At 57.8% G+C, this 14,469-nt stretch carries 12 protein-coding genes and 1 tRNA gene; 5 read left to right on the plus strand and 8 right to left on the minus strand.

The genetic code is table 11. The features are described 5' to 3' along the window. The first annotated feature begins 21 nt into the window (after positions 1–21). Together E3U32_RS05665 and E3U32_RS05670 are read left to right on the plus strand one after the other, a co-directional pair. Positions 22–1,347, plus strand: coding sequence for an aminotransferase class III-fold pyridoxal phosphate-dependent enzyme (locus E3U32_RS05665; protein WP_134347975.1), 1,326 nt, complete (start codon positions 22–24; stop codon positions 1,345–1,347). Next, complete coding sequence (locus E3U32_RS05670; protein WP_134347976.1) at positions 1,334–1,828, plus strand: flavin reductase family protein; 495 nt, start codon at positions 1,334–1,336, stop codon at positions 1,826–1,828. Before E3U32_RS05665 ends, E3U32_RS05670 begins: the two co-directional genes overlap by 14 nt. A 41-nt stretch (positions 1,829–1,869) precedes the next feature. On the opposite strand, the gene E3U32_RS05675 is transcribed toward E3U32_RS05670, so the two are convergent. Beyond that, the gene (locus tag E3U32_RS05675) at positions 1,870–2,478 is read right to left on the minus strand and encodes a glutathione S-transferase family protein (protein WP_134347977.1); all 609 of its coding nucleotides are present in this window, start codon (positions 2,476–2,478) and stop codon (positions 1,870–1,872) included. Positions 2,479–2,649: 171 nt separating this feature from the next. On the opposite strand from E3U32_RS05675, the gene E3U32_RS05680 reads away from it, so the two are divergent. Then, positions 2,650–3,543, plus strand: coding sequence for a LysR substrate-binding domain-containing protein (locus E3U32_RS05680; protein ID WP_134347978.1), 894 nt, complete (start codon positions 2,650–2,652; stop codon positions 3,541–3,543). A gap of 129 nt (positions 3,544–3,672) precedes the next feature. Here E3U32_RS05680 and E3U32_RS05685 read toward each other — a convergent pair whose 3' ends face one another. Continuing rightward, positions 3,673–4,602 (minus strand): LysR family transcriptional regulator, encoded by a 930-nt coding sequence (locus E3U32_RS05685; protein WP_134347979.1) that lies wholly within the window; start codon positions 4,600–4,602, stop codon positions 3,673–3,675. Between the two features lie 141 nt (positions 4,603–4,743). Between E3U32_RS05685 and E3U32_RS05690 the strand changes: the two genes are divergently transcribed. Both E3U32_RS05690 and E3U32_RS05695 read left to right on the plus strand, forming a co-directional pair. Then, positions 4,744–5,133 carry a RidA family protein gene (locus tag E3U32_RS05690; protein ID WP_134347980.1) on the plus strand — a complete coding sequence of 130 codons (390 nt, stop codon included), beginning with the start codon at positions 4,744–4,746 and terminating at the stop codon, positions 5,131–5,133. Between the two features lie 48 nt (positions 5,134–5,181). Continuing rightward, complete coding sequence (locus E3U32_RS05695; protein ID WP_134347981.1) at positions 5,182–6,141, plus strand: quinone oxidoreductase family protein; 960 nt, start codon at positions 5,182–5,184, stop codon at positions 6,139–6,141. Positions 6,142–6,230: 89 nt separating this feature from the next. Here the strand turns inward: E3U32_RS05695 and E3U32_RS05700 are convergent. From E3U32_RS05700 to E3U32_RS05725, 6 genes are all read right to left on the minus strand, one after another. After that, positions 6,231–6,306: transfer RNA gene (locus E3U32_RS05700), tRNA-Asn, on the minus strand. 168 nt (positions 6,307–6,474) lie between these two features. Beyond that, complete coding sequence (locus E3U32_RS05705; RefSeq protein ID WP_134347982.1) at positions 6,475–8,664, minus strand: TonB-dependent siderophore receptor; 2,190 nt, start codon at positions 8,662–8,664, stop codon at positions 6,475–6,477. 26 nt (positions 8,665–8,690) lie between these two features. After that, complete coding sequence (locus E3U32_RS05710; protein ID WP_134347983.1) at positions 8,691–10,016, minus strand: lysine N(6)-hydroxylase/L-ornithine N(5)-oxygenase family protein; 1,326 nt, start codon at positions 10,014–10,016, stop codon at positions 8,691–8,693. Continuing rightward, complete coding sequence (gene iucC, locus E3U32_RS05715; RefSeq protein WP_134347984.1) at positions 10,013–11,755, minus strand: IucA/IucC family protein; 1,743 nt, start codon at positions 11,753–11,755, stop codon at positions 10,013–10,015. The genes E3U32_RS05710 and iucC overlap by 4 nt, the downstream gene beginning before the upstream one ends. Next, a complete protein-coding gene (locus E3U32_RS05720; protein WP_134347985.1) occupies positions 11,752–12,699 on the minus strand; it encodes a GNAT family N-acetyltransferase in 948 nt (315 codons plus the stop codon). Before E3U32_RS05720 ends, iucC begins: the two co-directional genes overlap by 4 nt. Next, positions 12,699–14,441: an IucA/IucC family protein gene (locus tag E3U32_RS05725; protein WP_134347986.1), complete on the minus strand. Its 1,743-nt coding sequence runs from the start codon at positions 14,439–14,441 to the stop codon at positions 12,699–12,701. The genes E3U32_RS05720 and E3U32_RS05725 overlap by 1 nt, the downstream gene beginning before the upstream one ends. Positions 14,442–14,469: the final 28 nt, after the last annotated feature.

A 14,469-nucleotide genomic window follows, 5' to 3' on the forward strand; every position in this document is an offset into this window, starting at 1 on the left:
CCGCCCCCTGAGGAGAGCGTTATGGATACTGTAGTCGAGCAGCTTTTGCAGCGACGGGAGGGCGCCGTCGCCCGTGGCATAAACCAGATGCATCCGGTGTATATTCAGCGAGCGGAAAATGCGGTGATATATGACGTCAACAATCGACGCTACATCGATTTTTCCGGCGGAATTGCCGCGCTGAATACCGGCCATCTTCATCCTAAAGTCATTGCGGCAGTGGAGCGCCAGCTGCATCAGTTTACCCACAGCTGTTTTGCCGCCACCCCTTATGAATCATATATCGCGGTGTGTGAACGTATTAACGCCCTAATGCCGGGAGATTTTGACCGACGCAGTTTTCTCCTGACGACGGGGTCCGAAGCGGTGGAAAGTGCGCTTAAAGTTGCCCGGGCAGCCACGCGGCGAAGCGGGGTGATTGTCTTCAGCGGCGCCTATCACGGGCGTACGTTTATGACGCTGGCGATGAATGGCAAAATTGCGCCCTACAGCCAGGGGATGGGGATCATGCCCGGCCCGGTCTTCCGGGCGCCTTTCCCGCAGGGAGAGACAGAACCTGATATTGCTCAGGCGCTGGCTGGCCTCAAAGTGATATTAACGAGCGACATTGCGCCGCAGGATGTGGCTGCCATTGTCATCGAACCCGTTCAGGGCGAAGGCGGATTTTACGTCGTGCCACCTGCGTTTATGCGTGGTCTACGTGAACTCTGTGACCAGGAAGGTATCGTGTTAATCGCAGATGAAGTTCAGTCTGGCGCAGGCCGCACGGGGACGTTCTTTGCTATGGAACAAACCGGCGTTGACGCCGATTTAATCGTGTTCGGTAAATCAGTCGCCGGCGGACTTCCGCTTTCCGGCGTTGTTGGTCGTGAGTCGCTTATCAACCAGGTGGCACCGGGCGGCCTTGGCGGAACCTGGGCAGGCAATCCGCTTTCCTGTGCGGCGGCGCTGGCGGTACTTGACCTCTTTGAAGAGACGGATCTGCTGGGCGCAGCCCGGCGTCTGGGTCAGCGTCTGCGCAAAGCCTTAGAGTCCATTGTCAGCCCACTGGCGATTGGCTATGAGATACGCGGGGTCGGCGCCATGATTGCGCTGGAGCTTTTTTCGCTGGAGCACGGAAAGCGAACGCCGGCGACCGGGCTTATCGATCGGTTAGTCAAAAGCTGTGCCCGTGAGGGCCTTATTCTTCTTAAATGCGGCAAACAGGCGAATGCCATCCGCTTTTTAATGCCCCTGACGATTGAAGACAGCGTTCTGGATGAGGGGCTGACCATTTTTGCCGGCGCGCTGCAACAGCAGGTCGCGTCTTCAGGCTTAGCAGAGGTGAAACGATATGGCGCAGTTTGATAGCCGAACCTTACGGAACGTATTTGGTCGATTCGCAACAGGCGTTTGTGTCGTGACCATGATGGATAAAGGTAACAATTTCCATGGGTTAACTATCAGTAGCTTTAACACCGTTTCCCTGGAACCCCCTCTGGTGCTCTGGAGCCTGCGTAAGCAATCCTGGTACGCTCAGCATTTTCTGGAGGCAGAAGCCTTTGCGATAAATGTCCTGTCGGGCCATCAGCATCAGGTTAGCGATATTTTTGCCAGTGCCGTCAGCGATAAATTTCATCGCGTAGACCATCGGGTCAGCGGCTATAAACTGCCTTTAATTGACGGTGCGCTAGCGCATCTTGAATGCAAGATGTGGCGTCAGGTAGACGGCGGCGATCACTGGATATTTATCGGTGAGGTGGTGGATTCGTTACATACTGAAGGTGAGCCGCTCATCTTTTTCAACGGTCGCTATGCAACCACCGCCGGTCTGTCGATTCCAGCCTAAAAAAAGGGGCTGAAAAGCCCCATAACACGCCGAGCGAAGCGTCAACTAAAAGGGTACTTCTTAAATGCCGCCTGGTTTTCGAAAACGTCGGCAACCGCCTGAATCGTTTTAAAATCACCGGCGTTAACCACATGAGGGATCATTGACTGAATAAATGTCCAGATAACCGTGCTGGTGACAGCAACCTGATCGGCCACCGCGTTATCCGCACGCGCTTCCAGCAGCGTGTTCCATTCCTTGCAGGCAGCCAGCAGCTGGAGGGTGATACGTTCTATCCACGGATTGTGCTGCTTCTCCGCCGGGCGCAGGTTGTGTTCATACACATTTTGTACGGCTTTCTCCGCGGCGGCGAGGATAAAGCCCAGCGTCTGGAGATCGTTTGCCAGCGCATCCGGCGCCACGGGCAGCAGTCTCCGTTCAGGAGCGGCCTGAGACTCAAAATAATTCAGTATCAGCGATGAATCCATCAGACGCGTTCCATTCTCCAGAATCAGCGTGGGCGCTTTTACCGCAGGGTTGATCCGGGAAAATTCTTCAAATGTGCTGAATACCGACAGCGGCTGGCTTTCAAACGCAACGCCATAAAGTTCCAGGGAGACCGCCACGCGACGTACATAAGGAGAATCCATCATGCCAATCAGCTTTATCATGATTCCTGTTTTCCTGTCTGGGTGAAAAAACGCTTCATTGAAGATGATAAACAGACATTACAATAAATTCGCTATGGCGAATATCATGAGTATCTTACGGCCTGAGTTAGTATTACTGACATATTGGCCGGTTGCCGTTTATAAGATTCAGCATATTAAGGGAGTGGTTTCATGTCGGATTTTCCACCTATCGCAAGTTTGCGTAGTTTTGAAGCTGTGGCTCGCCTTGGCAGCGTAACGCTTGCGGCGAAAGAGCTCCACGTTACCCATTCCGCCATCAGCCAGCAGATTAAAGTGCTGGAGGAAATGGTGGGTGTGAAGCTGTTTATCCGTCATGGGCGAGGGGTACAGATCAATGAAGAGGGGCGGCTCTACGCGTTACAGGTACGCGAGGCGCTGAACCATATCGCAGATGCCACCCGGCTAGTGCAGGTGAAACCGAGAATACTGGAACTGACGCTGGCGATGGTGCCGTCTTTTGGATGTCACTGGCTGTTGCCGCGTCTGGAACGATTTCGGGAAAAATATCCGCATATCACGCTGCGGATCCAGGCCAGCCTGACGATTACCAGCATGCAGCAGGAAGGGATAGATATTGCGATACGCATGGGGAAAGGAAACTGGGAAGGCAGCGACTGCCATTATCTTTTTTCAGATGAACTGATTGTTGTTGCGGCGCCCGGCTATAACGGCGGCGTACTCCCGGCGACGCCGGCTGAGGTGGCGAAGAGTCAAATCATATTCTCCATGGAGTCGTGGAAAACCTGGTGTTTCAATGCGGGGCTGGAAAAAGATATTGTGCCCGGCGGCTTATGCATTAACGACTCAAATTTAGTCCTTGAGTCTGTCAGACTCGGTAAAGGTATCGCGCTGGAGCGCCGTTCTCTGGTTCAGGATGCCATCACCCGGGGCGAACTGGTCCAGCTTACCCCTTTCACCGCGCCGTATCCCTGGCCTTACTGGCTGGTGACATCGCAGTTAACGGAGGCGAAACCGGAGGTGGCTCTCTTTGTCGAGTGGCTGGATGAGGAAGTAGCGGCCTGGCGTCAGCTCACGGAGTCCTGAACGCTTTTTTACGACACTGCTCGCAATGCGGTGAACACCTGACGGGTGATTCACCGAAATACTCCTGCACGTCTTCAGCTTTCACGTAACCACACAAGAATCATGCACGTTCTCTCAGGATAATCGCTGCTATAGCTTTACGGCTATGTTGGCGTTGGGGACATGCTGCTGCATCAATTCAACGATCCAGTCAATAAAAACGCGCAGTCTGGCGTTGACATGGCGGTTCGGCGGGAACGCCAGGTGCAGGGGCATTGGACTGATACGCCATTGTGTAAACAACGGAATTAAAGAGCCGGCAGTCTGATGTGCCGCTGCCATATAGACTGGCAGCGCAATCACGCCCAACCCGGCTAACCCGGCTTCGAGGTAAGCATTGCCATCATCCACGGCAAGTACATAGCTTCCCGTGATTTCAATATGTTCACTCTCACTGCGCAGTACCAAAGGGTCAATCTTACCGGTGCGTGAGGACAAGAATCCGACTATGCGATGGTCGGTGTTTTCCAGCTCTCGCGGGTGCGCAGGGGCGCCAAGGCGTTCCACATAGCTGGGGGCGACGTAGATGCCGATTTGCAAATCTCCGACATGGCGAGCGATGAGGGACTGGTCGTTGATTTCGCCACCGCGCAGGACGCAATCCACGCTGTCGCCGATCAGATCCACCACCCGATCGCTCACGCCCATGTCGAACTGGATATCAGGATAGCGTGCGTGGAAAGCCGGTAGCGCCGGCACCAGGATGAGGCGGGCCAGCGGACTGGGCACATCTACCCGTAGCCGTCCTCTGGGCGTAATCGCCGCACTGGACAGGCAGTTTTCAGCATCTTCCATGTCCGCCAGCAGGCGGATGACGCGCTCGTAGTAGACCGCGCCATCGGGAGTCACACCGAGCTTGCGGGTGGTGCGATGGAGCAATTTGACGCGCAGGCGAGCTTCCAGCTGCTGAATGAGTTGCGTCACCGTGGTTTTACTCATATGAAGCGTTTGGGCAGCTTTTGTGAAGCTACCTGCCTCCACCACGCGAGCAAAGGCGCGCATCGCATCGAAACGATCCATTCCCTATCCTCTCTTTTTACCGATTGTTTGGATATTACAAACAATGATGGACAAAGTCGCTTGTTTATCCGCCCGATCCTGCACCTGTAAAGTGTCTTTATATTCACCGGGCTGATTTTGCCCCATTACAAAGGTACAAACATGACAGCACGTGAAGCCGTTTTCCCCTCCGGTCGGCAGGCGCTCTATGAGCGCAATCGCTATTCACCAGCCATCAAATCTAACGGTTTCTTGTTCGTTTCGGGGCAGGTTGGTAGCCGGGAGGATGGTTCGCCTGAGCCCGATCTGAAAGCGCAGGTCAGGCTGGCATTCAATAATCTTAATGCTGTCCTCGCGGCTGCGGGCTGCACGTTCGGTGACGTGGTTGACGTTACCCTCTTTGTCGTCGATCCCGAGTCAAACCTCGACGCTATCTGGAGTATCCTGCCAGAATATTGGGGGGAAGCGCCTTACCCAACGTTGACCGGGATCGGCGTGACGTGGCTTTACGGATTCCAGTTTGAGATTAAGGTGATTGCCAGGCTGCCCTGAGCGTTACGGGTCTTTCCGCCAGTCGAAAGATAAAACAGAGGAAAATTTATGAAAGCAGCGGTTTATGACGTGGAAGGCGCTCCTGGCGTCCTGAAATATGTCGATATCCCGGATCCGGTCACAGGGCCCGACGACATCCTGATTTCTGTCGAGGCTATCTCGATTGAAGGTGGCGATCTGATCAACCGCCGTTCAACTCCGCCGCCTCTTCCTTCATGGGTCGTCGGCTACGCGGCTGCGGGTACAGTGGTTGCCGTAGGGTCGAAAGTCCGTAGCCGTAGGGTTGGGGACAGAGTCGCTGCTTTTCACATGCAGGGATCGCATGCGGAACGTTGGGCGGTGCCTGCGGAACGAACCTGGCTTATACCAGACGGGGTGGATATGGCAGAAGCGGCGGCGGTACCGATTTCTTTCACAACCGCGCATCATTGCCTTTTCACTCGCGGCATGCTCCGGCACGGAGAAACCGTCCTGATTCAGGCCGCTGCTGGTGGCGTAGGGCTCGCGGCCGTTCAGCTTGCCTCACAAGCAGGCGCAACGGTCATCGCCGTGGCAAGCGGAACGCAGCGAAGAAGCCGGTTGCTTGAACTTGGCGCCGATCGTGTCGTGGATCGTACAGAGAATAACATCGTGGACAGTGTCCGAGAGTACACCCATGGCACCGGCGTTGACCTCGTCATCGATCCGGTGGGAACCACGTTGCCTGCTTCGCTTTCTGCACTCGCTCCGGAAGGACGTCTCGTCTACGTCGGTAATGCGGGCGGCGGCAGTCTGACCGTCGACCTGTGGTCGCCAATGCAGTCTAACCAGACGCTCATGGGGGTATTCATGGGACCCCTTTTTGAAAGGGCTGGCGTTCGGACAAGCGTGGACGACATGTTGCAGGCTGTAGCGGCAGGGCGCATCAGGGTTGTCATTGACCGCATCTTCCCCCTGGCTAACGCTGCCGCGGCCCATGAATACGCTGAGACAGCGAAACCGCTTGGCCGCATTGTTATGAAGCCATGAGCGGGGTGAATTCAACCTGGCCCAAACTCTCCCAATGCGATGGAAAATGAAAACAAAAAAGCCTGCTTCAAAAGCAGGCTTTTCAAATTTGGCTCCTCTGACTGGACTCGAACCAGTGACATACGGATTAACAGTCCGCCGTTCTACCGACTGAACTACAGAGGAATCGTGTGAACGAGGCGCATATTATCGACCTCGGTACGCCTTGTCAAAGGGGGAAAACACGCTTTTCGTTCGTTTGCTGACAATTTCAGCAAATCGCTGATTTTATAGCAAATTCGCGTTGAAATTACCCAGGAAAATGCGCCGCCCGCAGGCAGGCGGCGCGAAGGGTTAGAACAGTACAGAGTAGTTCAGACCAAACGTGCGCCCACGGCCCTTATAGGTATACAGGCCCGGTGCGCCGTAGGTTGGGCTATACAGCCCCGGTGCGCGCTGGCCCCAGGCGGTGGTGTAGTCTTTGTCCAGCAGGTTTTCCACGCTGAAGCTGACTTTACCCACCGGCAGGGCGTAGCTGCCGAGGAAGTCGACCGTATTGTAGCCGTCGATCTTCTTACCGTCGGCATCAGAGACGTCAAAGGTCTGCGTGCTCTGCACGCGCAGGGTCCAGTCGCCCGGCGCCCAGTTGACCCATGCGCTGGCTTTCGACGGGCTGGCGCTGTCTACCGTCAGCTTCTCCCATTTGCCGTTCTCGCGGGTTTCAGACTTAATGGCGTTAAAGTTCGCGCCCGTGCTCCAGTCGCTGTTAGTGAAGAAATAGTCCACCTGACCTTCCACCCCGTAGATACGACGTTTGTCGTCCTCGAGGTTGATGGTCATATCCGTCTTGTTGATGGTGATGGTTTTATCCGAGAGCGAGTAATAGGCCGCAACCTGCGTGCGCAGGTTATCCCCGGTATAGCGCCAGCCCAGCTCGTAAGCGTTGACCTTGATACCGTCCAGCTTCGAATCGTTCACGTTCACGCTGTTCAGCAGGCGATAGTGACCATTGCTGAGCTGATAGGTACCCGAGCCGTAGTACTTCGCCAGGTCCGGAATTTCGAAGCCCTGGGAGAAGTTAAACCACAGCTGCTGCTGTTCGGTCAGACGGCCAAGGATCCCGGCGTTAAACAGGAAGTTGTTGTAATCGGTTTTCCCGCCCGGCACCGCGTCTGCGGAGGTGGCTTTCCCGGTGGCGATGGCCTGCTGCTGGGCGTAACCGACAAAGTCGTCCACCTTGTTTTCGGTGTACTGGTAACGCACGCCGCCGCTCAGGGTGATGGCGTCAATGTCGTAACTTGCCTGCAGGAACGGGGCGAGGTTGGTGATGCTGTAGCCCGGGTAACGGCCCACGTTGTAGGCGTTGTCCAGCTCCATGCCGCCGCTCGCCGCCGCTTTGCTCAGGTCGAAGAACTGCTGGTTGGCATCGAAGGTTTCATGGTCGGCGTCCACACCCCAGGTCAGCGTCAAATCGTCCACCGGCTTGCTGTTCAGCGTCAGCTTGCCGCCGTAGAAATCAGTTTTCTGCTGAGACGCACCGATGCTGCTCACCACACCTTTGGTCAGGGTAGGGAACGGATAATAGGTCAGGCTCTCGTCGCGATAGTAAATCTGCGCAACCAGGTCCTGGCCCCAGAAATCAGTATTGGAGTACTGCAGGTTAATCAGATGGCGCTCGGTTCCCGGTACGCGGTCAGAATCGAGATTACCTTTGTTGTACGCGTTCGCATCCCCCGTGACGGCAGAGAAGTTCTTCCCAAGATACAGCCCATGCTTGCCGTCGGATTCGCTCTTGTAGTACTGCGTGGTTAACTGCAGCTGCTGGTGATCGTCAATGTTGATGGTGCCCGTTCCCATCACATCGATACGGTCGGAATACTGTAGGCCGGTCTGGGTGTTATCAATAATCACCTCGTCGCCGTTGCCGTCGTACCAGCCGCCGTAGCGCTGATACGACACCGACAGACGCCCGGAGGCGTTATCATTGCCGCCGCTGACCGCCGCTGAAACGTTCTCATCATGATCGTTGTGGCTGTTAAAGCCGCTTTTTGCCCCGGTCTGGAACTCAACCTCGGTGTCCGGCTGGCCTTTTTTAGTGACGATGTTCACCAGGCCGCCGGTACTGCCGCCGCCGTAGAGCGAGGTCGCGCCGGAGATCACTTCAATACGGTCGATGTTGAATGGATCGATAGAGTCGAGCTGGCGGCTGTCGCTGCGCGACGAGTTCAGGCGCACGCCGTCCACCATCACCATCATCGAACGGCCGCGCAGGTTCATACCGTAGTTGGTACGCCCCTGGCTGCTGACGTCCATCCCCGGGATCAGCTGTGCCAGCACCTCTTTAATCTCTTTCCCGCCCTGAACCTGCTGCTCAATTTCAGCCCGCTCAATGACCCAGGTCGTCTGCGCCATCTCCGCCACGCTGCGGTGCGCGCGGCTGGCGGAGACAACGATATTTTCTTCCTTTTGTTCTTCCGCCCACGCAGAGGTAGAAAGCATGGCAAGCAAGCAAGGGTTTAAAACCCAAAGATGAGAACGTTTCATTGTTATGTTGATCCTGATTGTGTGTGTCAGTACTCGGTGGTTTTTGCTAATGATTTAAAAACCGGATTGCTGTCCGGGCTGGTGGTTGTCCGCCAGTGGATAACGCCGGGTGTGGTAGCCAGCTCAAACGGCTCGTCCGCGTGCGCGCGATTCAGAATTCGCGCCGCGCGCCAGGCCATCAGGCTGAGCTGGGGTTCGGCAATACCGAGACGGTGCATCCCGGCATTTACGGCAAACAGACGGTTGCTCTGCGGGCCGTCCCATTCGAGGGTGAAATCGTTGTTGATGCAGAAGGCTTCGTCCGTATCCAGCTTCAGGCGGTGAGACAGCGGCGCGAGAAACGCAGGCTGCACGGCACGGTAGCCAGTGGCAAAAATCACCACGTCGCTTTCCAGCTGCTCACGGCCGCCGTCAAGGTGATGCTGAATGTTCAGACGATGTCCGTTTTCCTGGCGCGTCAGGGACGTCACCGAGCGGGACGGCAGGAGATGCGCCCAGGGTTTTTCACGCAGCACTTCGAAGCGGTGGTACATAGCGCGGTAAATCGCCAGCAGGGACTCGGTGGTGATGCCGTCAGAGGTCATTTTCTGCTCGTGCAGCATCTGACGACGGGCTTCTTCACCCAGCGTGGAGAAGCTGTCCACGTACTCCGGCGTGAAATACTCGTTGGCAAAGGCGGCTTCATCCAGCGCGTTGTAGTTATTGCGGCGCGATACCCAGTTCAGGCTCAGCGGCTGGCCCCATTCGCCGCGGAAGATATTCAAAAACAGGTCGGCCCCGCTCTGGCCGCCGCCGACGACGGTGACGCGCTTGCCCGCGAGATCCGGCGTGCGCAGCATCATCTCGCTGGCGTGGAAGCAGGTATCGTCCTGCACCGTGACGCAGTCGGGCAGATTGATCTGTTTGCCAATCCCTACGCAGACGTGGCGCGCCAGGAAGCGATCGCGCTGGGTCACCACCTCAAACAGGCCGCTTTTCTCATCAAAACTGACCTGCTGCACCTGCTGGCTAAATGACAGGTTGGTGAGATTGCTCGCCGCCCAGCACAGGTAATCGGCAAACTCTTCCCGCGAGACGGTGCGCTGCTCGGTGGTCAGAAAGCGGTAGAACTTTTTGCGCTGCACCAGGTAGTTCAGGAAGCTGTGGCGGTTGGTGGGCTCCACGGCGCTGACCAGATCCTTCAGGAAGCTGGTCTGCATGTGGCAGTCCGGAACCATCATCCCCGGGTGCCATGAAAAGTGCGGTTTGCGCTCAAGAAACAGCGAGCTAAAGCCGTCCAGCCCTTCCGCCAGAGCGGCGATGCTGAGGTTAAACGGGCCAATACCAATGCCGATGAAATCATAGGTTTTCATTGCGCTGACTCCCGGGAGACCAGAAAAAGGGGGTTATCAAGATCGGAGACATAGTTCGGCAGCATGCGGCTGCCGCCGTCGTGTTCGGAGAAGGTCAGTTTGACCGGGTTGAGGATCACGCGAATAATCTGCGGCTTGAAGAGATCGAATTTGGCGAAGCGTTCCGCCAGATCCGGGTGCGCGGCCATATAGCGTTGCAGTACCCCGGCCAGGATCTGGTAAAAGCGCGTTTCGCTGACGCCGCTTTGCTGGGTAAGACGCGAGATAAAACGCAGCACCGTCACAAAGTTGCCGGTTTGCAGGTCGTGAATAATGTAATCCGCGCTCAGGCGCGCCGTGACGGCCTTCACCTGTTCCGGCAGGCTCTGCGCCTGCGGGAAATCCTCATCCACCAGGCGCATATCGCCCTGGAAATCCTTCAGCAGGATGCGCTGCGGGACGTAATCCTTCATCACCAGCGTCACGTTCTGCCCGTGGGCGATCAGCGCCACGCCGTAGCGGCAAAGCAGGTGATAGAACGGGATCACCGTTGCCTCAAACAGCTTTTCCAGCCACGCGTCAGTGCTTAACCCGGAACGGTTGATCCATGCGTCGATCAGCGGACGCCCGGCGTTGTCGGTTTCCATCAGCGCCGCCATCAGCACCGCCTGTTCACCGTCCTGCAGGTAACAGGACGGGTTCTCGCGCCAGATCACCCCCAGCATTTCCTGATAGCGATAGGGCGCTTTCGGCAATGCGGCATAGCCCGGATGCGACAGATACCCGGCAGCGGGCTCACCCAGTACCTGCGCACCGCAGCGGGCAAGCGTAGCGTCGCTGGCGAACTGCTGCTGTAACCAGCGCGAAGCCAGCGGGCCGGCGGCAATATATTTGCCCGGAATACCGCGATAGCAGGAGGTGTTGTAGATGGTCAGCGGCAGCTTGATGTCAAACGGCGCGCGACGGCTGGCGTTGGTGAGCGTGCGCAGGGACTGCTGCGCCAGATACTCATCGCCAAATTCGCCCAGTTCCACCATCTCACCGCGCGCCAGCTGCGCAAGGAAATGAATGGCGATCTTCTGCTGCCACTGCCACGGGTGCAGCGGCACGGGCAGCCAGCCGTCGTCGAGACCCAGCGCCTGCCAGCGGGCGTCAAACCGGGCGCGCTCGGCGTTGTCCATCGCGCTGGCCAGCAGGGCATTGATATCGCAATCGACGTCGCTGCTCCAGACCAGATGCTCCCGCTGGACGGCGACCCAGTGCAGGCGAAAACGCCCGCGATACTCAGGCGCGTACTGGCGCAGGGCATTCAGGCCCCAGCCGCGGCGACCTTTGTTGAAAATAAACTTAGGATGACCGCTCATCAGACACTGCAGTTCGTCCGGGTCGAGGTGGATCAGCGCGTCGGCATCCAGCGCTTCGCGCGCCTGTAAAAGCTGAATATCGCCCCGCAGCGTGGCGTAGAGATCTTCCATATGCTCTGCCGTTTGCGCGTCGCTCATCTCCAGCACCGTCGCTAGCTGCAGCAGCGCGCTTTCCGCTTCTACGGCGGCGCTGCTGGTGGTCGTCAGGCTGGCAGGTTCGATATGCAGCCAGCCCCAGATCCCGCGCGTGGCGCTAAACTGCCATGTTTCGCTGCCCATGGTGATTTGCCAGCGGTCCGGGCCCAGGGTTTCGGCACGTAGGGTACGTTCGTATTCCAGTTCGGCGAGGATCTTCGCCACCATCTCACGGTTCACTTTTTGCCAGAGTGCGTTCACAGGCCCACCTCGCTGAAGAAGCGGTGACGCTGGCTCATGATGAGGCGCGAGCGTTTGTGTGGGAAATCGAACTCTTTCACCGTGTCAAAACCGGCAGAGGAAAGGTGACGGAACAGACGCTGGTTGTCGAAACGTGGCTCGGCGACAATGCGCGTCGTGCGCGGTTCATCGAGATACAGATAGTGGCTCAGGCCGCGCAGCCAGCTGCGGATGTACTGCGCGCCGCGCCAGTTTTCTTCCCCGACCAGCATGTGCAGACCGCGGTCAAACGGCTGCCAGCGATAGTGGCGGCCGATGCGGTCTTCGGGTGCCCAGTAGAGTTCAAAATAGCCAAACGGCTGGTCGTCAAAACAGCCGATAACCGGGTAGCAATACGTTGAGTCGAGCTGACGGCGCAGGTAGTTTTCCTGCTCGGCCTGCGGGCCGGCCATCTCCCAGAAAGCGTTCACGCGGGGGTTATTCATCCAGCGGGTGAATCGCTCGCCGTCCAGCGCCACGTCCGCCACGCGGAAGCTGAGGGTACGTTTAATTTGCGGATCGTAACGGCGATACACCTCGCCCTGCGGGCGGTGAGGGCGCAGCGGGAAGTACAGCTGACGGCTCTCGTCAAACTGCATTCCGCCGCTGGCCTGCGGCCGTTCGCCTCTCAGCCAGAGCGGAAGCTGCCAGAAGGCGTCGCGCGCCAGATAATCCCCGTGGGCCTGGCTAAACAGCGCCTGCGCCTGGGGTTCATCCTGCCAGGCCGCCCAGGGCAGCGTGATGCCGGTTAGCGCAGGCGCGGCGACGAACAGCTGATCCAGCGCGTTGACCAGCCAGCCGTCCGGGATGTCGTTCAGGCGCTCAAATACCGCGCTGCCGTCGAGACCCAACGCCAGCGGCAGCGTGCGATCCGTGGCGGTGCAGCGAAAGCCGTAGCCGGAATGGACGATATTCGCGATTGCCATCACGCCTTCTCCTTGTAAAACGGGTTGCTAAAGTCGAAATAGATCACCGCCGGATCGGCGATGGTGTTTTCATTGCGATCGTGCAGGTAGCAGAAGAAATTGCCTTTGCAGTTCCAGGTTGGGCTGTCCAGCACGTAATCGAGGCAGCGGGTCTGCTTCGCGGTCTGGCGCAGGCCCACAAGCGCGTCGCGCACCCGGGACATCAGGCTCTCCTCGCTGTCGAAACCCGCGGCGGCGAGGGCGGCGGTGACGGCAAGGGTAGAGTTCAGCAGCAGGTAGTACGGGAAGTAGCGCAGCAGCTGGCTCTCACCGAAGCGGTTTTCCACCTCCGTTTCACCTGCCTCTTCCAGCCACGCATCGGCACCTTCGGTCCACGCGCTGCCCTGGCAGTCGCGGTAGATAAGCCCGACGGGGAAATCCTGCTGCATCTCAACGAGGATATTCTGCTGGTGCGCCAGCAGCACCAGCCCGTAGTCCGCCTCGGCGCTGAACAGCGGAAGTAATACGCGGTCGCAATAGGCGTCCAGCCAGCAGCGCGCGGCCTGGGCAAGCGGTAAATCCAGACGCTGGCTGAGACGGCGGACCGCCGCGGCCAGCAGGCTGTCACCACCGTCCGGCGCGGCCTGGGTCAGGCTCACCAGCACGTTGGTCTGAGTATCTGGCGTGTCAAACAGCAGGTTGACGCGCAGGGCCATCAGGCTCTCTTCCTGAACAGTGCCGCTTTCATCACGCAGCCCCGCCCAGCCGTCTTCCTGCATGACGCGCATGGTGGGGTAGCGTGCCTGGAGTTCTTGCCAGCGCGCCGTTTTAGCCAGACGCGCCAGGCGCATACCGCGCTTAACCTCTTTCACCGACAGCGTGCGCACGGAGTTCGTCAGGCGCACGCTGAGGGAAAACTTAATCATGTCGCTGTTGGTTTCGCTGTACAGCGAGCGCGAGGAGCTGGTGGGCAGCCACTGTGCGCCTGCTTCACCCAGGTCCAGCAGGGCCTCTTTTTCCACCAGACGCTGGCACCAGGGTTGCCCCAGCAGATGCTCTGCCTGCCACGGATGCATCGGCAGCAGCCAGCGGGTATCGGTGAAGTGGCCGAGCAGCTCAGGCGCGCTCTGGGCGGCGAAGCGCAGCAGGCGTTCACGCAGGGAGACGTTCAGGCTGTCGCCGGCAATAAGCGTGCTCTCAACGGCAAACCAGCGCAGCGGGAAGCGGGAGGCGAAATCGGGTAAATAGCGACGCGCTTCGGTTTCATCAAACGGCTCGTGCGACTTTGGCGCCGGGTGAAACGCATGGCCGACCAGCAGCGCCTGTTCTGCGTCGGCAAACGTTAACGGTTTATCGCGCAGGGTTGCCCATCTGTGGCGTAAATCAATCGCCTGCCAGGTGTGCGCATGGCTTTCCAGGACGCGCTGTTTAAAACGCGTCAGCGTAGCGGCATCCAAAGATCCTTTTACTGACGGTTTTTCAAGAAGTAAATCAACCAGTTGGGTGAAAGTGACGGCGTCACCGTCATCGCTATTGCTCTGAATAAGCGTTGCCGGGAAACGGTACTGATGATGCTGAGTGGGAGAGAAATAACGTACCGGAACCCGAATCGCCTGGGTCTGGGAAAGCGGGATATGAATGTGCGATAGCGCTTGCGCATCGGGAGCGGGGAGATAGCGCCAGTCCTTCGTTTCGCGCAACAGGGCGTTTAAAAAACACTGGGCCGCAACGTCTGTACCGGCAGAGCGGGGCAGAGCACGCATAGATGTACCTCATTCCATGATTGATAAT

The organism is Lelliottia nimipressuralis (assembly GCF_004402045.1).
In the GTDB taxonomy this organism is placed as follows: domain Bacteria; phylum Pseudomonadota; class Gammaproteobacteria; order Enterobacterales; family Enterobacteriaceae; genus Enterobacter; species Enterobacter chinensis.

Coding starts and splice junctions, on each gene's coding strand:
- E3U32_RS05665 (WP_134347975.1), top strand. CDS start 22: ATGGATACTGTAGTCGAGCAGCTTTTGCAGCGACGGGAGGGCGCCGTC.
- E3U32_RS05670 (WP_134347976.1), top strand. CDS start 1,334: ATGGCGCAGTTTGATAGCCGAACCTTACGGAACGTATTTGGTCGATTC.
- E3U32_RS05675 (WP_134347977.1), bottom strand. CDS start 2,478: ATGATAAAGCTGATTGGCATGATGGATTCTCCTTATGTACGTCGCGTG.
- E3U32_RS05680 (WP_134347978.1), top strand. CDS start 2,650: ATGTCGGATTTTCCACCTATCGCAAGTTTGCGTAGTTTTGAAGCTGTG.
- E3U32_RS05685 (WP_134347979.1), bottom strand. CDS start 4,602: ATGGATCGTTTCGATGCGATGCGCGCCTTTGCTCGCGTGGTGGAGGCA.
- E3U32_RS05690 (WP_134347980.1), top strand. CDS start 4,744: ATGACAGCACGTGAAGCCGTTTTCCCCTCCGGTCGGCAGGCGCTCTAT.
- E3U32_RS05695 (WP_134347981.1), top strand. CDS start 5,182: ATGAAAGCAGCGGTTTATGACGTGGAAGGCGCTCCTGGCGTCCTGAAA.
- E3U32_RS05705 (WP_134347982.1), bottom strand. CDS start 8,664: ATGAAACGTTCTCATCTTTGGGTTTTAAACCCTTGCTTGCTTGCCATG.
- E3U32_RS05710 (WP_134347983.1), bottom strand. CDS start 10,016: ATGAAAACCTATGATTTCATCGGCATTGGTATTGGCCCGTTTAACCTC.
- E3U32_RS05720 (WP_134347985.1), bottom strand. CDS start 12,699: ATGGCAATCGCGAATATCGTCCATTCCGGCTACGGCTTTCGCTGCACC.
- E3U32_RS05725 (WP_134347986.1), bottom strand. CDS start 14,441: ATGCGTGCTCTGCCCCGCTCTGCCGGTACAGACGTTGCGGCCCAGTGT.